At 75.8% G+C, this 19336-nt stretch carries 19 protein-coding genes; 9 read left to right on the plus strand and 10 right to left on the minus strand.

Annotated elements, in window-relative coordinates:
- Positions 1 to 74: 74 nt before the first annotated feature.
- Together ACZ4MO_RS06690 and coaD are read right to left on the minus strand one after the other, a co-directional pair.
- Positions 75 to 659, minus strand: coding sequence for an ATP synthase subunit B family protein (locus ACZ4MO_RS06690; RefSeq protein WP_255437072.1), 585 nt, complete (start codon positions 657 to 659; stop codon positions 75 to 77).
- Between the two features lie 23 nt (positions 660 to 682).
- Positions 683 to 1183, minus strand: coding sequence for a pantetheine-phosphate adenylyltransferase (gene coaD / locus ACZ4MO_RS06695; protein WP_074809926.1), 501 nt, complete (start codon positions 1181 to 1183; stop codon positions 683 to 685).
- A gap of 87 nt (positions 1184 to 1270) precedes the next feature.
- Between coaD and ACZ4MO_RS06700 the strand changes: the two genes are divergently transcribed.
- Positions 1271 to 2008, plus strand: a complete 738-nt coding sequence (locus ACZ4MO_RS06700) for a GNAT family N-acetyltransferase (protein ID WP_175008298.1) — start codon at positions 1271 to 1273, stop codon at positions 2006 to 2008.
- A gap of 71 nt (positions 2009 to 2079) precedes the next feature.
- Here ACZ4MO_RS06700 and rsmD read toward each other — a convergent pair whose 3' ends face one another.
- Genes rsmD through ACZ4MO_RS06715 form a run of 3 tightly spaced genes read right to left on the minus strand, consistent with a single transcriptional unit; the run spans position 2080 to position 6860 of the window.
- Positions 2080 to 2724, minus strand: coding sequence for a 16S rRNA (guanine(966)-N(2))-methyltransferase RsmD (gene rsmD / locus ACZ4MO_RS06705; RefSeq protein WP_175008297.1), 645 nt, complete (start codon positions 2722 to 2724; stop codon positions 2080 to 2082).
- A 36-nt stretch (positions 2725 to 2760) separates the two neighbouring features.
- Positions 2761 to 5019 (minus strand): ATP-dependent DNA helicase RecG, encoded by a 2259-nt coding sequence (gene recG, locus ACZ4MO_RS06710; RefSeq protein ID WP_175008296.1) that lies wholly within the window; start codon positions 5017 to 5019, stop codon positions 2761 to 2763.
- Positions 5016 to 6860 (minus strand): DAK2 domain-containing protein, encoded by a 1845-nt coding sequence (locus tag ACZ4MO_RS06715; RefSeq protein ID WP_186810377.1) that lies wholly within the window; start codon positions 6858 to 6860, stop codon positions 5016 to 5018. The genes recG and ACZ4MO_RS06715 overlap by 4 nt, the downstream gene beginning before the upstream one ends.
- A 320-nt stretch (positions 6861 to 7180) precedes the next feature.
- Here ACZ4MO_RS06715 and rpmB point away from each other — a divergent pair, with 320 nt between their 5' ends.
- A complete protein-coding gene (gene rpmB, locus ACZ4MO_RS06720; protein WP_024840757.1) occupies positions 7181 to 7372 on the plus strand; it encodes a 50S ribosomal protein L28 in 192 nt (63 codons plus the stop codon).
- A 154-nt stretch (positions 7373 to 7526) separates the two neighbouring features.
- Positions 7527 to 8042, plus strand: a complete 516-nt coding sequence (locus ACZ4MO_RS06725; protein WP_021483587.1) for a GNAT family N-acetyltransferase — start codon at positions 7527 to 7529, stop codon at positions 8040 to 8042.
- Between the two features lie 9 nt (positions 8043 to 8051).
- Here the strand turns inward: ACZ4MO_RS06725 and ACZ4MO_RS06730 are convergent, their stop codons facing one another.
- Positions 8052 to 9044 (minus strand): thiamine-phosphate kinase, encoded by a 993-nt coding sequence (locus ACZ4MO_RS06730; protein WP_175008294.1) that lies wholly within the window; start codon positions 9042 to 9044, stop codon positions 8052 to 8054.
- Between the two features lie 64 nt (positions 9045 to 9108).
- Between ACZ4MO_RS06730 and ACZ4MO_RS06735 the strand changes: the two genes are divergently transcribed.
- Positions 9109 to 9660, plus strand: a complete 552-nt coding sequence (locus ACZ4MO_RS06735; RefSeq protein WP_255437070.1) for a DUF3515 family protein — start codon at positions 9109 to 9111, stop codon at positions 9658 to 9660.
- 46 nt (positions 9661 to 9706) lie between these two features.
- Here ACZ4MO_RS06735 and ACZ4MO_RS06740 read toward each other — a convergent pair whose 3' ends face one another.
- A complete protein-coding gene (locus tag ACZ4MO_RS06740) occupies positions 9707 to 10876 on the minus strand; it encodes a D-alanine--D-alanine ligase (protein ID WP_175008293.1) in 1170 nt (389 codons plus the stop codon).
- 219 nt (positions 10877 to 11095) lie between these two features.
- Between ACZ4MO_RS06740 and ACZ4MO_RS06745 the strand changes: the two genes are divergently transcribed.
- From ACZ4MO_RS06745 to ACZ4MO_RS06760, 4 genes are all read left to right on the plus strand, one after another.
- The gene (locus ACZ4MO_RS06745; RefSeq protein ID WP_175008292.1) at positions 11096 to 12526 is read left to right on the plus strand and encodes a CNNM domain-containing protein; all 1431 of its coding nucleotides are present in this window, start codon (positions 11096 to 11098) and stop codon (positions 12524 to 12526) included.
- Positions 12523 to 13554 carry a CNNM domain-containing protein gene (locus ACZ4MO_RS06750; protein ID WP_175008291.1) on the plus strand — a complete coding sequence of 344 codons (1032 nt, stop codon included), beginning with the start codon at positions 12523 to 12525 and terminating at the stop codon, positions 13552 to 13554. The genes ACZ4MO_RS06745 and ACZ4MO_RS06750 overlap by 4 nt, the downstream gene beginning before the upstream one ends.
- A 106-nt stretch (positions 13555 to 13660) precedes the next feature.
- Positions 13661 to 14845: an acyl-CoA dehydrogenase family protein gene (locus ACZ4MO_RS06755; protein ID WP_175008290.1), complete on the plus strand. Its 1185-nt coding sequence runs from the start codon at positions 13661 to 13663 to the stop codon at positions 14843 to 14845.
- Between the two features lie 153 nt (positions 14846 to 14998).
- Positions 14999 to 16150: an aminotransferase class I/II-fold pyridoxal phosphate-dependent enzyme gene (locus tag ACZ4MO_RS06760; protein WP_175008289.1), complete on the plus strand. Its 1152-nt coding sequence runs from the start codon at positions 14999 to 15001 to the stop codon at positions 16148 to 16150.
- 82 nt (positions 16151 to 16232) lie between these two features.
- Here the strand turns inward: ACZ4MO_RS06760 and ACZ4MO_RS06765 are convergent, their stop codons facing one another.
- Complete coding sequence (locus ACZ4MO_RS06765; RefSeq protein WP_175008288.1) at positions 16233 to 16685, minus strand: hypothetical protein; 453 nt, start codon at positions 16683 to 16685, stop codon at positions 16233 to 16235.
- 157 nt (positions 16686 to 16842) lie between these two features.
- Between ACZ4MO_RS06765 and ACZ4MO_RS06770 the strand changes: the two genes are divergently transcribed.
- Positions 16843 to 17559: an AMIN-like domain-containing (lipo)protein gene (locus ACZ4MO_RS06770; RefSeq protein WP_255437069.1), complete on the plus strand. Its 717-nt coding sequence runs from the start codon at positions 16843 to 16845 to the stop codon at positions 17557 to 17559.
- A 26-nt stretch (positions 17560 to 17585) separates the two neighbouring features.
- Here the strand turns inward: ACZ4MO_RS06770 and ACZ4MO_RS06775 are convergent, their stop codons facing one another.
- Positions 17586 to 18611 carry an NAD(P)H-dependent glycerol-3-phosphate dehydrogenase gene (locus ACZ4MO_RS06775; protein WP_255437068.1) on the minus strand — a complete coding sequence of 342 codons (1026 nt, stop codon included), beginning with the start codon at positions 18609 to 18611 and terminating at the stop codon, positions 17586 to 17588.
- A complete protein-coding gene (locus ACZ4MO_RS06780; RefSeq protein WP_175008287.1) occupies positions 18608 to 19333 on the minus strand; it encodes a 1-acyl-sn-glycerol-3-phosphate acyltransferase in 726 nt (241 codons plus the stop codon). The genes ACZ4MO_RS06775 and ACZ4MO_RS06780 overlap by 4 nt, the downstream gene beginning before the upstream one ends.
- Positions 19334 to 19336 lie beyond the last annotated feature (3 nt).

Here is a 19336-nt window from a genome sequence, read left to right on the forward strand (position 1 = left end):
GTCACCGGACGCCGTGGTCGCCACCGTCGCGGTGCCGGCCGCGGCGGCCGTCGGGGACGCCGGCCCGCCGGTCGTCAGCGGGCCGCGCGCTCGCCGCCGCGCTCGCGCATCGTCGCCGGGAACGGCGACTCGTCGGCGTCGCCGAAGCGGTCGCCGAGCCGGTCCGCGAGCTTCGCGCGGCCCGCCTGGACCTGCGCGAGCAGCTTGCCGAGGTCCACCTCGAAGTCCGCGAGCCGCCGGTCGCAGTAGTCGTCGGCGTCGCGCCGCAGCACGGCCGCCGCCTCGTCCGCCTCGTCGACGATGTCGCGGGCACGCGCCTCCGCCTGGACCACGACCTGCTCCGTCTGCACCAGCTCGATCGCGCGGGCGCGCGCCGTCGTGAGGATCTCCTCGGCCTGTCGGTGCGCGTCCTCGAGCACGGCGTCCGCCTGCGCGAGCACCTCGTCCGCGTGCGCGAGCTGCTCCGGCAGCGCGCCCCGCAGCTCGTCCAGGAGCGCGAGCGCGTCGCCCTTGTGCACCAGCACCGAGGCGGACATCGGCATCGTGCGCGCCGACTCGACGAGGTGCGTGAGATCGTCGAGGATCGCGTTCAACCCGACCTGCGCCTCCTCGCCCGCGTGGTCCTCGTGCGTCGTCCGTCGGCCCTGCTGCTCGCTCACGTACCCGGTCCTTCCCGTCGTGCTCACCTGCTGGTCCCCTGCGTCCGTGCCAGCGCCGCCCGGACGGCGTCGCCCACCCCCGGCGGGACGAGGTCGTCCACCGGTCCCCCGTACCGCGCGATGTCCTTCACGAGCGACGACGCCACGTGCAGGAGCGCGGCGTCGCCCGCGACGAACACGGTCTCGACGCCCGCGAGGTGCCGGTTCATCAGCGCCATCGGCAGCTCCGCGTCGAAGTCCGCGCCACCGCGCAGGCCCTTGACCACCGCCGTCGCGCCCGCCTCCCGGCAGAAGTCGACGAGCAGCCCCGGCACGACCTCGACGCGGACGCCGTCCAGCCCCGCGTCCCGCACCGCGGACCGGGCGAGGTCCACGCGCTCGTCGACGCTCAGGAGCGCCGACTTCGACGCGTTCCGGGCGACGCCGACGACGACCTCGTCGAAGAGGGCGCGCGCACGGCGGACGATGTCGAGGTGGCCCAGGGTGATCGGGTCGAACGACCCGGGACAGACGGCTGTGGTCACCTCGTCACGGTAGTACACGGGGGCCGCCGGACCCCGGCGGCGCGGCCGGGCGCGCGCCGACCGTCGTCGGGCGCGACGATGGTCGGCGTGACCACCCCCGCCGTCGTGCCGCTCACCGACCCGGATCTGCTGCGCTCGCTGCACCGCGACGTCCTCGCGCCCTCGTTCCCTCCGGCCGAGCTCGTCGACGAGCAGGAGCTGCTCGACGCCCACGCGAGCGGGCGGCTGCGCAGCCTCGGCGTCGTCGAGGAGGGCCGCGTCGTCGCCGGGGTGGTCGGCGAGTGGTTCGCCGACGCACGCGTCCTCCTCGTGCTCTACCTCGCGATCGCCCCCGGACGCCGCGGCGGCGGGGTCGGTGGCCGCCTCGTCACCGCCGCGCTCGAGGACTGGCGCACGCTCGACCCGCTCGTCGTCGTGGGCGAGGTCGAGCACCCCGCGCACCACGCCGGCAGCGAGGCCTACGGCGACCCGGTCGCGCGGCTCCGGTTCTACGCGCGGCTCGGCGCCCGCGTCCTCGCGCTGCCCTACTTCCAGCCCGGCGACGGCCCGGGCGGCGAGCGCGTGCCCGCGCTCCTCCTCGTGTCGTTCCCCCTCGGGCCGCACACCGCCGGCGACGACGTCCCGGCCGCACCGCTGCGCGCCTTCCTCGCGGAGAACCTCCGCGAGAGCGAGGGCACGCTCGCCGACGACGCCGCGGCCCGCCGCCTGCTCGACGCCGCGGGCGGGGACAGCGTCCGCCTCGTCGACCCGGACGACCCCGCCGCCCTCGCGACCGTGCCCGTCGGCACGCTCGCCCCGGCCGAGACCCGCGCCCCGACGACCTGACCAGGCAGCCCCGGCCGAGCAGGCGGTCCAGGTGCGTCAGCCGACCCGGACGAGCCAGAACCGTCGACGGGCTACACGTCGTCGGGGAGCTCGGGGCCGACGAAGAACACCGCGGTCTCGCCGTAGTCCTTGTGCGCCACCAGCTCCCAGCCGGCGGGCCACGTCGGCTCGGGCGTGCGCGTCGAGCGCTCGACCACGACGACGGCCGACGCGTCGAGCACGCCGGGCACCGCGAGGTGGGCGAGGACGCGCTCGAGCGCCTCGGCCGTCACGTCGTAGGGCGGGTCGACGAGCACGAGGTGATAGGGGCCGTGGCCCGCACGCCCCGGCGTCGGCGCCCCGGCCGCTCCGACCGCGTCTCCGGCCGCCGTCCGCTGCGCCGCGGCCGCCGCCACGCCGGCGACGAACGCCTCGGCGGGCTGCGCGACGACGCGCACGTTCGGCAGACCGAGCGCGGCGACGTTGCGCCGCGCGACGTCGGCCGCGACCCGGGCGGAGTCGACGAGCGTCACGTCGGCCGCCCCGCGGCTCGCCGCCTCGAGGCCGAGCGCGCCGGAGCCCGCGTAGAGGTCGAGGACGTGCGCGTCGTCCACGACGCCGAGGTGCTCCAGCCGGGAGAAGATCGCCTCGCGCACGCGCTCGCTCGTCGGCCGCGTGCCGCGGGGCGGGACCTGCAGCGTGCGCCCACCGACTGTTCCCGCCACGATCCTCGTCACGCGCCCACCCTACGCAGAGGCCGCGGCGCCCGGCCGTCACGCACGCTCGAGGAACTCCTCGCGCTCGGGGTCGAGCTGCTCGCGGATCGCGGCGGCGAGCGCCGGGTGGTCCGCGAGGTCCGGGTCCTGCGCGACGACCTGCGCCGCGTCGGCGCGCGCGGTCTCGATGACGTCCGCGTCCTTGACGACCCGCAGGAGCCGCAGCGAGCTGGCCCGCCCGGACTGCGCGGCGCCCAGGACGTCGCCCTCGCTGCGCAGCTCGAGGTCGACGGTGGCGAGCTCGAACCCGTCCGTCGTCCGGGCGAGCGTCTCGACGCGCGTCGCGGCGGGCGTGCCCGGCTGCGCGGTCGAGACGAGCAGGCACAGCCCGGCGGCGGAACCGCGCCCGACGCGCCCGCGCAGCTGGTGGAGCTGGGAGATGCCGAACCGGTCAGCGTCGAGCACGACCATCGCCGTGGCCTCCGGGACGTCGACGCCGACCTCGACGACCGTCGTGGAGACGAGCACCTGGACCGCACCCGACGCGAAGTCGGCCATCACGGCGTCCTTGTCCGCGGGAGGCATCTGCCCGTGCAGCACGCCGATCGCGAGCCCGGCGAGCCGGGGGTGGGCGCGGAGCTCCTCCGCGACCTCCAGCACGGCGCGCAGCGGTGCCCGCTCGACGGCGTCGGGCTCCTCGGGGTCGAGCAGGAAGTCGGGGACGTCGTCGAAGTCGTCGTCCCCCGTGCCGCCCGCGCCGGCGTCCGGCTCGTCCGGGTGGATGCGGGCGCACACCACGTACGCGCGGTGCCCGGCGTCGACCTCCTCGCGCACGCGTGCCCACGTCCGCTCCATCCAGGCCGGGTTCCCGGCGGGCACGACGTGCGTCGTGATGCCCGACCGCCCGGCGGGGATCTCCGTGAGCGACGACGTCTCCAGGTCGCCGAACACGGTCATCGCGACGGTGCGCGGGATCGGCGTCGCCGTCATGACCAGCAGGTGCGGGGCGGTGCGGGCCTTCGCCCGCAGCGCGTCGCGCTGCTCGACGCCGAACCGGTGCTGCTCGTCGACGACCACGAGCCCGAGGTCGGCGAACTGCACGTTCTCGGAGAGCAGCGCGTGCGTGCCCACGACGATCCCCGCCGCGCCGCTCGCGGCGTCGAGCAGGGCCTCCTTGCGCGCGGCGGCGCCGAGCGAGCCCGTGAGGAGCGCGACGCGCGTCCCGTGCTCGGCGCCCCCGAGGAACCCGCCCTCGGCGAGCGGACCGAGGAGCGCCCGCAGGGTCCGCGCGTGCTGCGCGGCGAGCACCTCGGTCGGCGCGAGGAGCGCCGCCTGTCCGCCGGCGTCGATCACCTGGAGCATCGCGCGCAGCGCGACGACGGTCTTGCCGGAGCCGACCTCGCCCTGGAGGAGCCGCTGCATCGGTCGCGCGAGCGCGAGGTCGTCGGCGATCTCGCGGCCTACGTCGCGCTGCCCCTGGGTGAGCGTGAAGGGCAGCGCCGCGTCGAAGTCGGCGAGGATCCCGGGCTCGCCCTCCGGGCGCGGCGGGCGGGCGGTCGCGGGCTCGGCGGCGGCCCGCGCGCGCCGCTGCGCGAGCGCGGCCTGGAGGACGAACGCCTCCTCGTACCGCAGGCGGTCGCGACCTCGGCGCCACTGCTTCTCGTCGTACGGCTCGTGGACGTCGCGCAGCGCCTCGAGCCGGGTGCCGAGCCCGTGCCGCTCGCGGACGGCGTCGGGCAGCGGGTCGGGGACGTCCTCCTCGCGCAGCGGGTCGAGGACGGTCCGCACGGCGGGCTGGATCTTCCAGCTCGGGATGCTCCCGCTCGCGGGGTAGATGGGGATGGGCCGGCTCGCCTCGAGGACGGCGCTCTCGGCGTCCTCGGCGTCGTCGTCCATGCCGATGATCTTGTAGTCGGGGTGCGTGAGCTGGCGCGTGCCCCGGTAGAGGCCGACGACGCCCGTGAACAGGCCGTGCCGACCCGGCGCGAGCCGCTGCTCGTGGTACCGCAGCACGTTGGGGCTCTTGGCGAAGAACGTCAGCGAGAGCTGCTGCGGGCCGTCCGTCACGACGGCCTCGAGGATGGCGCCCGCGCGGTTGCGCATGCGCCGGACGGTGGCGCTGCGGACCTGGGCGACGATCGTCACGTGCTCGCCGAGGGCGAGCCCGCCGAGGTCCGTCAGCCGGCCGGGGTCGCCGTAGCGGCGTGGGTAGTGGCGCAGCAGGTCGCCCACGGTCTCGAGGCCGAGCTTCGCGAGCGGCCCCGCGCTGCGCGTCCCGACGGCCCGGGTCAGCGGCTCGGCCAGACGGTCCGTCATGCCCCCACCGCCTCGTCCGTGCCGTGGTGGACGACGGCGCCCTCCGCCGCGAGCGCGACGGTGCCGCCGTCCCGGCCCGAGCGCAGGAGCACCAGCTCGGCCCCGGACCGGGCGGCCGCGGGGGCGAGCTCGTCGAGCGCCGGGAGCGGGACGTCGTCGTCCGCGAGCACCGTGACGACCTCGGCGGGGCTCGCGAGCAGCGCCTCCAGGAGCCCGACGAGCCGGGCCGCGACCTCAGGACCGTGCGCACCGGCCGTCGTCGTTCGGGACGTGCGCACCGTGTCGAGCGCCGACCGGACGGCGTCCACGCGCGCGCGGCCGTCGGCCAGCTGGGCGGCGGCGAGGGCGACCGTCACGTGCAGGTCCGTCGGCGCCGGGAGCACCTCGAGCGTCTCGACGCCGTCCTCGCGCAGGGCCGCTCGGAGCGTCGCGACGTCCCGCTCGGGGAGGTCGCCGCCGGCCAGCACCACGACGTGCGCCGCGCGCGCGTCGACGGCGACGCGGTGCAGCGCCGCGAGGTCGGGCGCGCCGGGCGCCTCGCGCAGGAGCACGACGGCGCCCGCGCGCGCGAGGTCCGCGACGAGCCCCGGCGCGGTGGTCACCGCGACGATCCCCGCCTCGTCGGACCGGCCACGGTCCGCCGACGCGTCACCGGTCTCGGGAAGGTGCCCGTCCCCGTGCGCGCCGGTCAGGTGGCGCACGCGGACCTGCCGCAGCGCGGCAGGCTCCTGCGCGTGACCCTGCGAGTCCCGGCCGGAGGCGTCGGCGAGCACCGCCCGCCCGGCCGCGACCGCGGCCATCGGGTCGTCGGTGTGGACGTGCGCCTGCCAGAGCCCCGACCCGTCCTCGCCCGCACCGCCGACGACGACGACGGAGTCCCCGATGCCGGACAGGTCGGACCGCAGCCTCTCCCCCGGTCCCGCGGACAGGCCGGCGGCGTCGCCGAGAGCGCCGCCCGGCAGGTCGACCACGTACATCACCTCGAACTCGCCCCCCTCGTGCGCGGCCGAGGTCCCCGGCGCCGCCGCGGACGACCCGGTGACCGGCGTCATGCCGGACATCATGCCCAGCACCTCCGACACGACCGGCGCGGTGGCCGCCGGGGCCGTACCGAGCCCGCCGATCTGCTCGTCGAGCCGCTCGTCGGCGCTCCTGTCGCCCGCCTCGTCGGTCCGCTCGTCGACGTGCCCGCGGTCCGGCTCGCCGGTCCGCTCGTCGAGCGCGGCGACGAGCGCGCCGAGCACGAGGACGAGGCCGAGGGCGCCGGCGTCGAGCACCTGCGCCCGCGCCAGCACGTCGAGCTCGTCGGTGCTGCGCAGCGCCGCCGCACGGGCTCCGTCCCGCGCCGCCGCCGCGACGGCTCCCGGCGAGGCGTCGCCGTCGGTGACGACGACCGCGGCTGCGCGTGCCGCCGCGTCGGCTGCGGTGAGGATCGTGCCCGGCGCCGGGCGCGCGACAGCGCCACGGGCCGTGCGCGCGGCACGGTCCAGGCCGGCGGCCAGCGCCGCGCCCGAGACGCTCCGGTGCTCGGCGAGCTCGAGCGCGAGCCCGCGCAGGTACTCGCTGAGGATGACGCCGGAGTTCCCCCGGGCCCCGACGAGCGCCCCGCGCGCGAGACGCACGAGAAGGTCGCCCGCGCCGCTCCCGGCCGCCGCCCCGGCAGGCAGCGCCCGGACGGCGTCGAGCAGCGTGAGGTACATGTTCGTGCCGGTGTCCGCGTCGGCCACGGGGAAGACGTTCACGCGGTCGAGAGACGTACGCGCCTGGGCGAGGGCGTGGACGCCACCACGACCCCACGCGACGACGACGGCGGCGTCGACCACGTCGGCTCCGGGGCTCACGTCGGGACGGCTCCTCGTACGCTGGGGGACGGCCCGGCCGCGCGCGGCGGGTCGGACGACCCGGCGGTCGTCGGGACCACGGTAGTCAACGCGGCCCGCGGTCGTGGGCAGAGGCGCCCCGGGGTCCGGCGTGATCCGTGCGACGCGGACCCGGTTTGAGCTGAGGCCCTCGGATCGGCTACCCTGACGAGGTTGCCCGGGTGCTTCGCGCGCCCTCGACACCGTCGAGGAGCCGCCGAGGGACACCGGGCCGGACACCCTACAGACCATTCAGGACGTCGCCGCTGCGTGCGCGACGTGCACGACGATCAGGAGAAACCGTGGCTGCCAACTGCGACGTCTGCGGCAAGGGCCCGGGCTTCGGGCACAGCATCTCGCACTCCCACATCCGCACGAAGCGCCGCTGGAACCCGAACATCCAGCGCGTGCGCGCCGTGGTCGCGGGGACGCCCAAGCGCCTCAACGTGTGCACCTCGTGCCTCAAGGCCGGCAAGGTCACCCGCCCCGCCTGAGTCGCGCGACTCCTCCACGAGAGCGCCTGCCGGTCCCCGGCGGGCGCTCTCGTCGTCTGCGCCCCCGTCGAACGGTCGTCCGACCTCCGGAGATCTCCTGAAGATCCGGACAAACGGGCTTGGTGTATCTCCGCCCGGGTGGCAGTCTTTGTACATGGTGACGGAACTGAGCGAGGTAACGATCCGCCCGGCCGGCCCCGCGGACGCGCGCGCCATCGCAGCCGTGCACATCGCGTCGTGGCGCGGCGCCTATGCCGGCATCGTGCCGGACGAGTATCTCGCCTCGCTCGACCACGACCAGCGCGAGAAGCACTGGGTCCAGAGCCTCGGCACCGCCGGCGCGCGCACGTGGCTCGCCGACGCCGACGGCCGCACCATCGGCTTCGCCACCCTCGGCCCCGGCCGCGACGAGGACGCCGAGCCCGGGGACCTCGAGATCTACGCCATCTACCTCGACCCCGAGTCCTGGGGCCGCGGCGTCGCGCGCGACCTGATGCGCACCATGCTCGGCGAGGTGGGCCCGGGCACCACCGTGACGCTCTGGGTCCTCGAGGACGCCGAGCGCGCGCGCCGGTTCTACCGCCGGCACGGGTTCAGCCCGGACGGGGTCGAGCGCCGCGACGACATCGGCGGCAAGGACCTCACCGCGGTGCGCTACCGCCGGAGCTGACGCCCGCGCTCAGGCGCGGAAGTGGTCCCACCCCGACGGCCGGCGCGGCACCGTGCCGTCCAGGCGCACGCCCGCGCCGTCGTCGCCCGCCGGACGCACCGTGCCGAGCGGTCGGAACCCGGCAGGGAGCGGCGTCGTCGCGGGGAACGTGGCGAGCAGGCCGTGGTCCTCTCCCCCGGACAGGACCCATTCGTCGACCAGTCCAGCCCCGTCGTCCTCGCCCGCGAGCACGACGGCCGCGTCACGCAGCCGGGAACGGTCGGCGTCGAGCGCGCCCGTGCCGAGGTCGACGACGACGCCGCTCGCCCGCGCGACCCGGCCCGCGTCGCGCAGCAGGCCGTCCGAGACGTCCATCATCGCCGTGGCCCCGGCGACGGCCGCGACCGGGCCCGCGGCGAGCGGCGGGTCGGGACGCAGGTAGGCGGCGACGAGCGCGTCGTCGACGTCCGGGCGACCGGCGTCGAGCAGCGCGAGACCCGCGGCGGACCGTCCGAGGGTCCCGGCGAGCGCGACGACGTCGCCCGCACGGGCCCCGCCGCGCAGCACCGGATCCCGGCCCTCCAGGTCCCCGTGGACGGTCACGGCGACCACGACCTGGTCCCCTCCGGACAGGTCGCCGCCGACGACCGCGGCGCCGAGCGGGGTGCACGCGTCGGCCAGCCCGCGCGCGAGCCCCGTGACCCAGTCGACCGGCAGGTCGCCCGGCATGACGAGCGAGACGACGAGCGCCGCAGGGCGCGCGCCCATGGACACCACGTCGGCGAGGTTCTGCACCGCGGCGCGCCGACCGACGTCGTACCCCGTCGACCAGCGCCGACGGAAGTGCCGGTCCTCGACGAGGACGTCCGTGGACACGACGTAGCGGCCGTCCGGCGCGGCCACGACCGCGCAGTCGTCCCCGGGCCCGACGATCGTCGAGGGGGAAGTGGGCAGCAGGGGGAGGATCCGGGCGAGGAGCGCCTCCTCGGGCACGTCGCGGACCAGCAGGGGCGTCTCGCTCACGCGGCCACCCTAGTCGCCGCCCGGGCGGTCACGGGCACCGGTCGCGGGCGGCTACGGTGGTCGCGTGCTCGACGTCGTCCCTCCCCGCTCCCCCTCCACCCTCCCGGGGTCCCCCCGGCCGTCGGGGCGCCGGCTCGTCCGCGCCCTCGCGGTGCCCGCGCTGCTCGGCGTCGTGGCCACCACCGCCGCGTGCGCGCCGCGCGTCGGCGTGCCCGTGGCGGACGACGCCCAGAACCCGCTGTGCGCGGACGTCGTGCTCGCGCTGCCCGACTCGCTGGGCGAGGACCTGCCGAAGGTCGGCACGACGAGCCAGGCCACGGCCGCGTGGGGCGAACCCGGTGCCGCGGTGACGCTGCGGTGCGGCGTCGAGGTGCCCGGGCCCACGACGACGACGTGCCAGAGCGTCGTGTCCGAGGGGGGCAGCGTCGACTGGCTCGTCGTGGAGGACGAGGGCACGTGGTCGTTCACGACCTACGGCCGCGACCCCGCGGTGCAGGTCGTCGTCCCGCCCGCCGTGACGGAGGGGCACTCGACGTCGTTCATCGCGGACCTGGGCCGCGCGGTCATGGAGGTCCCGCAGACGCGCGCGTGCGTCGGGGCGGGCGACGCCGGCTGAGCCGGAGCCCGTCCCGAGGCGGGCCTCCGGCCCGTCGCCGGTGCGCTCAGCGCAGGCCGGTGGGCCGCTCGAGCGCGAGGGCGACGAGCTCGTCGATGAGGTCGGGGTAGCTGAGCCCCGACTTCTCCCACATGCGGGGGTACATCGAGAACGGCGTGAAGCCGGGCATGGTGTTGATCTCGTTGACGACGACCTGCTCGTCGGGCGTGACGAACACGTCGACGCGCGAGAGGCCCTCCGCGCCGACCGCCTCGAACGTGCGGACCGCGATCTCGCGCACGCGCTCGACGAGGTGCTCCGGCAGGTCTGCGGGGCACGACAGCTCGACCCCGGCCTCGTCGAGGTACTTGGCCTCGAAGTCGTAGAAGTCGTGCTGCTCGCCCGTGACGACGATCTCCCCCGGCAGGGACGCCCGGGGCCGCCCGCCCCCGCGTCCGCCGAGGACGGCGCACTCGATCTCTCGGCCGACGACGCCGGCCTCGACGACGACCTTCGGGTCGTGCTCCTGCGCGGCGGCGATCGCCGCGGGAAGGTCGGCGAGGTCGTCGACCTTGGAGATGCCGAGGCTCGACCCGGCGCGCGCGGGCTTGACGAAGACGGGCAGGCCGAGCGCGGCCACGGCCTGCGTCACGGCCTCCGGGTCGCGCTCGAACGCCCCCGGCTTGACGACGGTGTACGGCGCGATCGGCAGGCCCTCGCCCGCGAGCACGAGCTTCATGAAGTGCTTGTCCATGCCGACCGCCGACGCGAGCACGCCGGCGCCCACGTAGCGCACGTCCGCGAGCTCGAGCATGCCCTGGAGGGTGCCGTCCTCGCCGTAGGGCCCGTGCAGGAGCGGGAAGACGACGTCGACCTCGCCCAGCACGCGCGGCACCTCGCCCGGCGCGAGCACGCGCAGGTCCCGACGACCGGTCGACAGCGGGAGGAGGACCTCCTCGCCCGTCGGCTCGACCTGCGGCAGCCGGCCCGCGGTGATCTCCCAGCGCGCGGGCTCGTCGGCCGCGAGGACCCACTCGCCCGACGGCGTGATCCCGACCGGGACGACGTCGTAGCGCGACCGGTCGATGGCGCGCAGGACGCCCGCGGCGGTCGCGGCGGAGATGGCGTGCTCGCCCGAGCGCCCGCCGAACAGCACGAGGACGCGGGGCTTGCGGGGGGCGCCGGTGGGGTGCTCGTCGGTGGACGGCACGGACCGGTCGGGGATCTGGCTGGACATCGCCGACGACCCTACCGGACGCCTGCTCGCGCGCGGACGCGCACCGGTGCGAGATCCCGGGAACGATCCGGGAGGCTCCGGCGTTGGGAGTGCCGTGGAAGACACGACTCTCGAGGCCCCCGCGGCCGACGACCCCGACCATAGTCCCGGCCGCACCGGCCCCGGCAGCGAGCGGACGCACCCACGCGTCCCCGACGACCGAAGGGCGGTGCGGGCACGATGACGACCTTCCTCTCCCTCCTCCTCGGGCTCCTCGTGGTCCTCGCGATCACGGCGGCGACGGCCTACTTCGTCGCGCAGGAGTTCGCCTACATGACCGTCGACCGCTCCCGGCTGGGGGCCAAGGCGGAGGCCGGCGACGAGTCGGCCCGGCGCGCGCTCGCCGTGACCCGGCGCACCTCCTTCGTCCTGTCCGGCGCGCAGCTCGGCATCACGGTGACGGGCCTGCTCGTCGGCTACGTGGCCGAGCCCCTCATCGGGCAGTCGCTCGGCACCATGCTCGGTGGCGTCGGCGTCCCGACGGGTGTCGGCGTCGCGGTGGGCACCGTCCTGGCGCTCGTGCTGTCGACGATCATCCAGATGCTCTTCGGCGAGCTGTTCCCCAAGAACCTCGCCATCGCGCGGCCCGAGCCGCTCGCGAAGGGCCTGGCGCGCTCGACGTCGGCGTACCTCACGGTGTTCGGCTGGCTCATCGCGGTGTTCGACAAGGCGTCCAACGCGCTGCTGCGGATGCTCAAGATCGAGCCCGTCCACGACGTCGACAACACCGCGACCGCGCGCGACCTCGAGCACATCGTGGCCGACTCGCGCGAGAGCGGGGACCTGCCCGACGAGCTGTCCGTGCTCCTCGACCGCGTGCTGGACTTCCCGCAGCGCGACGTCGAGCACGCGATGATCCCGCGCTCGCGCGTGGGCACCGTCCGGCCCGAGGCGACCGTCGCCGAGGTGCGCGAGCTCATGGCCCGGGCCCACACGCGGTACCCGGTGGTCGACGACACGGACCAGCCGCTCGGCGTCGTCCAGCTCGCCGACGTCCTCGCGACCGACCTGCCCGCGGACGCACCCGTCACGGCGCTCATGCGCCAGGCCGTGGTGCTGCCGACGGCCATGACCCTCCCGGACGCCCTCGCGCAGCTCAACTCCACGCGCAACCAGCTCGCGTGCGTCATCGACGAGTACGGCGGCTTCACCGGCGTGCTCACGGTCGAGGACCTCGCCGAGGAGCTCGTCGGGGAGATCACCGACGAGCACGACCCCGAGCAGCCCGCCACGGTCACGGCCGAGGAGGACGGCGTGTGGGTCATGGGCGGCGACGTCCACGTCGACGAGGCGGAGCGCGCCCTCGGGCACGACCTGCCCCGCGGCGACCACGAGACCGTCTCCGGCCTCCTCATCGCCCAGCACGGCGCCCTGCCGCGCGCGGGCGACCAGATCGAGGTGCCGCTCCCCGACGACCCGGCCGACCTCGTGCACGACGAGCCCGTGCACCGCGCGCTCCTCGTCGACGTCCTGTCGGTCGAGCGGCACGTGCCGCGCCTCGTGCGCGTGCGGCTCGTCGAGCGGCGCGGCGACGTCCCCGTCGACGTGGTCGTGCACGCGACCGCACGCGAGGCTGCCCGCCCGACGGACGCAGCGGAGGAGACCCGATGAGCAACCCCTGGGTCGTCGTCACGGCGACCGTCGCGATCATCGCGCTCAGCGCGTTCTTCGTCGCCGTGGAGTTCGCGCTCCTCGGCGCCAAGAGGCACCGCCTCGAGGACGCCGCGCCCACGAGCCGCGCCGCGCGCGCCGCGCTGCGCAGCTCGAACGAGCTCACGCTCCTCATGGCCGGCGCCCAGCTCGGCATCACCGCGTGCACGCTCGCGCTCGGTGCCATCACCAAGCCCGCCGTCCACCACTGGCTCACACCCGTCTTCGAGACGTGGGGGGCGCCCCTGTGGGCCGCCGACGTCGCGGGCTTCGTGCTCGCGCTCGTCGTGGTCACGTTCCTGCACCTCGTCATCGGCGAGATGGCCCCGAAGTCGTGGGCCATCGCCCACCCCGAGCGGTCGGCCACGCTCCTCGCGCTGCCGATGCGCGGGTTCATGTGGGCGTTCCGCCCGCTGCTGCGCTGGCTCAACGAGCTCGCGAACCGCTGCGTGCGGGCCGTGGGGGTCGAGCCGGTGGAGAACGTCGAGGTGGGCGGGCAGGACGCCGCGACCCTGCGGCACCTCGTCGAGCACTCGGCGAACGTCGGTGCGCTCGAGGCGTCGTACCGCGTGCAGATCTCGGGCGTGATCGAGCTCGAGACCCTCACGGTCGACGCGCTCGTCCCGACCGGGAGCCGGCCGACGTCGGTGCCCGCCGACGCGACCGCGGCCGACGTGCGACGCGCGTCGGCCCGCTCGGGCCACCTGCGCATCCTCGTCCAGAACGGGAGCGTGGTCCCGAAGGTCGTGCACGTGCGCGACACGCTCCTCGAGCCGGACGACCGGCCCGCCAAGGAGCTCGCGCGCCCCGGGTTCGTCCTGGAGTCCGGCACCACGGTGCACGCCGCGCTCGCGCGCATGCGCGAGTCGAGCGAGCAGCTCGCGGTCGTCATGGACGGCGAGCGGTTCGTCGGCGTCGTGACGCTCGCCGACGTCCTGCGCCGCATCCTCCCCCACCCGGAGGACCCGGTGCCCGTCCTCGTGGGCTGACGGCCGGCTACCGGCCGCCGTACGGTGGAGGGGCCCCGGCGACGCACGTCGCCGGGGCCCCTCGCCGTCCACCCTCCACCGTCCGTCCCGAGACCGAAGGCAGGCCATGCCCACGCCCGTCCCGTCCCCCGCCCCGTTCCCCGCACCGCGCACGCTGCTCTCCGACGACCTGCTGGAGCAGATCCGCGGCCGGGCCGCGGGCTACGACCGCGACAACGCGTTCTTCACCGAGGACCTCGCCGCGCTCACCGAGGCCGGGTACCTGCGCGCGCTCGTGCCGGAGTCGTTCGGCGGCGCGGGCCTCACCCTGCGCGAGGTGGCGCACGAGCAGGCGCGGCTCGCGGGCGCAGCCCCCGCGACGGCGCTCGCCGTGAACATGCACCACGTGTGGACGGGCGTCGCGCGCTACCTCCACGAGCGCGGCGACGCGTCGCTCGACTGGCTGCTCGAGGAGGCCGGCCGCGGCGAGGTCTTCGGCTTCGGCTACTCCGAGGGCGGCAACGACCTCGTGCTGCTGGGCTCGCGCACCGAGGCCCGTCCCGACGAGCGGGGCGGGTACACGTTCCACGGCCGCAAGATCTTCACGTCGAACTCGCCCGCGTGGACGCGGCTCGGCGTGCTGGGTCTCGACACCCTGTCGGCCGACGCCCCGCGCCTGGTGCACGCGTTCGTCCCGCGCGACGCCGGGGTCCAGGTGCTCGACGACTGGGACACGATGGGCATGCGCGCGTCGCAGTCGCGCTCCACGGTGCTCGACGGCGCGTTCGCCCCCGCCGAGCGGGTCGTCCGGCGCCTCCCGCCGGGCCCGACGCTGGACCCCCTCGTCGTCGGGATCTTCACGACGTTCGAGACGCTGCTCGCGTCGGTGTACACGGGCATCGCGGAGCGCGCGCTCGAGCTCGGCGTCGCTGCGGCCCGCCGTCGGACGTCGATGAAGAACGACGGCGCGCCGCTCTCCGAGGACCCGGACGTCCGCTGGCGCCTCGCGGACGCCGCGCTCGCGCTCGACGCCGTCTGGCCGCAGATCGACACCGTCGCGGCCGAGCTCGACGCCCTCGTCGACCGTGGCGCGGGCTGGTTCCGCGCGACCGCGGGGCTCAAGGTGCGCGCGACGGAGACGGCGAAGACCGTCGTCGACCAGATGGTGCGGGTCGCGGGCGGCTCCAGCTACTTCGCCGGCAACGAGCTCGGCCGCCTCTACCGCGACGTCCTCGCCGGGATCTTCCACCCGTCCGACGACGAGTCCGCCCACTCGACCGTCGCCCAGTCGCTCCTCGGCCCCCTCCCCTGACCACCCCGCCCGACGCCGAGCAGGTGGTCCTGGCTCGTCCCGGCCGCAGGACGAGCCAGGACGGCCTGCTCGGTCGACCGTGATCGCCTGGTCGCGCGGTCGGGTGGCGGTCGCCCGGGGCACTCGTCGCACGGCCGGGCGTACGCTGCCGCCATGACCGACCCGCACGTGCCCGACGCCCTGTCCCCCGCGACCGTCGCCGTCGCCGCAGGGCGCCCCGAGCGGTCGCAGGGCGCGCCCGTGAACCCCCCGATCGTGCTGTCCTCGACGTACGTGTCGCAGGGGTTCCAGCAGCCGGGCGAGCTCCTGTACACCCGCATGGACACCGAGACGTGGCACCCCTTCGAGGAGGCGCTCGCCGCGCTCGAGGGCGCGGAGCACCCGGGCGTGGTGTTCGGCTCCGGGATGGCGGCGATCGCCGCGGTGTTCTCGTCCGTGTCTGCGGGCGGGAAGGTCGTGCTCCCGCGGCACGCCTACCAGGTGTCGCTGGGCTTCGCGGACGACCTCGCGGCCCGGGCCGGAGTCGAGGTCGTGCGCGTCGACGTCGCCGACACCGACCAGGTCGTCGCGGCCCTCGACGGCGCGTCGCTCCTCCTCGTCGAGTCCCCGACGAACCCCATGCTCGAGGTCGCCGACCTGCCCGCCCTCCTCGCGGCGGCGCGCGAGCGCGGGGTGCTGTCCGCCGTCGACAACACGTTCGCGACGCCGCTGGGCCAGCAACCCCTTGCGCACGGCGCGGACGTCGTCGTGCACTCGGTGACGAAGTACCTCGCCGGGCACTCCGACGTCGTGCTCGGGGCGGCCGTCGCGCGCACCCCGGAGCTCACGGCGACGCTGCGTGCCTACCGCACGCTCCACGGCTCGATCCCCGGGCCGTTCGAGGTGTGGCTCGCGCTGCGCGGCCTGCGCACGCTCGCCCTGCGCGTCGAGCGCTCCCAGCAGAACGCGGCGGAGCTCGCGCGCCGGCTCGCCGAGCACCCGGACGTCGTCGAGGTGCGGCACCCGAGCCTGCCGGACGACCCGGGCCACGAGCGCGCGACGCGCCTCATGACCGGGTACGGCTCGATCCTCGGCGTCCGCCCGCGAGGCGGCGCGGCGGGCGCGGACGCCGTCGTCGCGGCGGTCCGGCTGTGGGTGCCCGCGACGAGCCTCGGCGGCGTCGAGTCGAGCCTCGAGCGCCGGCGCCGGTTCGCGACCGAGTCGCGCACGGTCCCGGAGGACCTGCTGCGGCTCTCGGTCGGCGTCGAGGACGTCGAGGACCTCTGGCGCGACCTGGACCGGGCGCTGCGCGGCGCGGCCGACTGACGCCGACGCGCGCGGCGGCGCTCGATCGGCGAGCAGTCGGACACGCGCACCCGGCTTCGCACCCGCACGCTCCGACGCTGCCTCAGAGCAGGTCGTCCTCCGCCTGTTCGACGGGGCCGCTCCACCACGAGTCCGGCCCGGTCGCGGTGCTGTCGACGGCGCGCAGCCTCGTGCGGAGCGTCCGCAACCGCGCGCCGTGCGAGAGCGCCCCGTGCCCGGACGGGCGGGACCGAGGACGGACCTCGCCCGCCCGGAAGGCACGCAGCCGCTCCGCGGCCTGCTCGGCCGTCATCGTCGTCGGCCCCGGAGCAGGCGGCCCGGAGCTCAGGTACTCCGCGAACGCCTGCACGACGTCGAGCCGCTGACGTTCCTTCTCCTCGGTGAGGTGCGTGCGGTTCGGCTGGACGATCTCGCCGAACATGCCGGACGACGCGCTCTCACCCGTTCCCTCGGAGCGCCGGGCACGCGCCTCCGCCCCGGACATGTAGCGCACGATCCCCACCACGACCAGTCCCGTGAGCGCGACCGCGAGCAACGCACCACCGATCCCCTGCGACGTCCCCCGAGGGTAGCGGCGGGGACGTCGCCGGGACAGGGTGCAGGGCGTGCGAGACCGCGCCGTGACACGACCGTCGTCGGACCGTGGCCCAGCCGCCGCGCGCGCGTGACCTGGGCTTTCTAGGATCGACGGCATGACGACACGACGAGCGGTGCGGACGCGGCAGGTACGAACGACGGGCGGCGCGGTGCCCGGAGGCCCGGTGGCGATCGCCACCGGGCTGCTCGTCCTCGCCCTCGCCGCGTGCAGCCCCGGCGGGACGGACGAGTCCCCCTCGCCGTCGAGCACCGCGACGAGCGCGTCCCCCACCCCCACCGACTCCCCGACCACCCCGGAGCCCGGTACCGAGCCGACCGACGGCACGTCGACGCCGTCGGACGACGCGACCGAGGCGCCGCTGCCGTTCCCCGCCAACACCGACCCGGACACGCAGGACCCGTCCGCGGACGCGGCGCTCACGGTGACGGACGTCCGCGTCGGCCACCACGACGGGTTCGACCGTGTGGTGTTCGAGCTCGGCGGCACGGGCACGCCCGGGTGGCGGGTCGAGTACGTCGACCAGCCGGTCGACGACGGCAAGGGCGACGTCGTCGCCGTCGACGGCGACGCGTACCTGCAGGTCATGATCTCCGGCTCGGGGTACCCCATGGACACCGGGGTCGAGGAGTACGCCGGTCCGAACCCCGTCCGGGCGGGGGACGACGGCGAGGTCGAGGAGGTGCTGCTGCGCGGCGTGTTCGAGGGGTACACGCAGGCCTTCGTCGGGGTCGACGACGAGCGGCGCCCGTTCCGGGTGTTCTCGCTCGAGGACCCGGCCCGCGTCGTCGTCGACGTCCGCGACGACGGCTGACGGCCCGCCGCAGAAGACCGAGGGCCTCAGCGCTCTGCCGCGACGCCCTCGGCCTTCTGCGGCCGGGACAGCAGGCCGCGCGCCATCTCGTCGACGGGCATGCCCTCGTGCAGCACCGCGACGACGCCCGCCGTGATGGGCATCTCGACGCCGACCTTGCGCGCGAGCTCGAGCACCGAGCGGCACGACTTCACGCCCTCCGCCGTGCCGCCGGTCGCGGCGATCGAGTCGTCGAGGCTCAGGCCCTGGCCGATGTGCTTGCCGAGCGTGTGGTTGCGCGAGAGCGGCGACGAGCACGTCGCGACGAGGTCGCCCATGCCGGCGAGACCGGGGAACGTCTCGGCGTCGGCACCGAGCGCGAGCCCGAGGCGCGTGATCTCGACGAGGCCGCGGGTGATGACGGTGGCCGTCGTGTTGTAGCCGAACCCGCGGCCCTGGGCGATGCCGACGGCGAGCGCGATGACGTTCTTCACCGCGCCGCACAGCTCGACGCCGACCACGTCCCGGTTGGTGTACGGGCGGAAGTACGACGACGAGCACGCGCGTGCCACGTAGCGGGCCACGTCGTCGTCGACGCACGACACGACGGTCGCGGTCGGCTGCCGGTGCGCGATCTCCCGCGCGAGGTTCGGCCCCGAGACGACGGCGACGCGCTCGGGCGGCAGACCGAGCGACTCCGCGACGACCTCGCTCATGCGCCGGTCGGTGCTCAGCTCGACGCCCTTCATGAGCGAGACCGCGACGGCGTCGGGCGCCACGTGCGGGCGGAGCTCCGTGAGCGTCTCGCGCGCGACCTGCGAGGGCACGGCGACGACGACGAGCCCGGCGCCCGCGAGGGCCCCCGCGGCGTCGGTCGTGGCCCGGATCCCCTCCGGGAGGTCGATGCCCGGCAGCCGCTTCTCGTTGCGGCGCGAGGAGTTCACCTGCTCGGCGACCTCGGCGTCACGGCCCCAGAGCCGCACCTCGCACCCGGCGTCGGCCAGCACGGCGGCGAACGTGGTGCCCCAGCTGCCGGACCCGAGGACGGCGGCGACGATGCGCTCGGCGCTCACGCGCGGTCCTCCGTCCCGGGCCGACGGCGCAGGTCGAACCGCTCGGCGGGCGCCTGCTCCCCGCGGATCTCCTCGAGCTGGCTCGTGATCGCGGCCATGATGCGCTCGGTCGCCTCGCGCAGCGTCGCGGTGTCCTGCGGGCGGTCGTAGAGGTCGGAGAGGTCGACGGGCGGCCCGGCGTGGACCGCGACCTGCTTGGGCGGGATCGGCTTGAACACCTTGCCGTAGGGCGCCAGGAGCCGGTGCGCGCCCCACTGGGCGATGGGGACGACGGGCGCCCGGCTCGCGAGCGCGAGGCGCGCGACGCCCGTCTTGCCGACCATGGGCCAGCCGTCCGGGTCGCGCGTGAGCGTGCCCTCGGGGAAGAACACGACGCACTCGCCCTCGTCGAGCCGCGCGGTGGAGTCCACGAGCGACTGCGCGGCGCCCGCGGTCCCGCGGTGCACGGGGATCATCCCGGTGCGGGTGAGGAGGCCGCCGAGCACGGGCACCTTCCAGAGCGAGGCCTTCGCCGTGATCTTGGGGGCGCGGCCCTGGTCGTAGAGGAAGTGGGCGAGCGTCACCGGGTCGACCTCGGTGACGTGGTTCGCCGCGGCGATGAACCCGCCGTCGGGCAGGTTCTCGGCACCCCGCCAGTCGCGTCGGGTGATCGCGAACAGGATCGGGCGCAGCAGGAACGCCAGGGTCTTGTACGCGCGCGGGGTCTGGGGCTGGCTCGGCACGGT

The sequence above is a fragment of the Sphaerisporangium cinnabarinum genome (genome assembly GCF_055567015.1).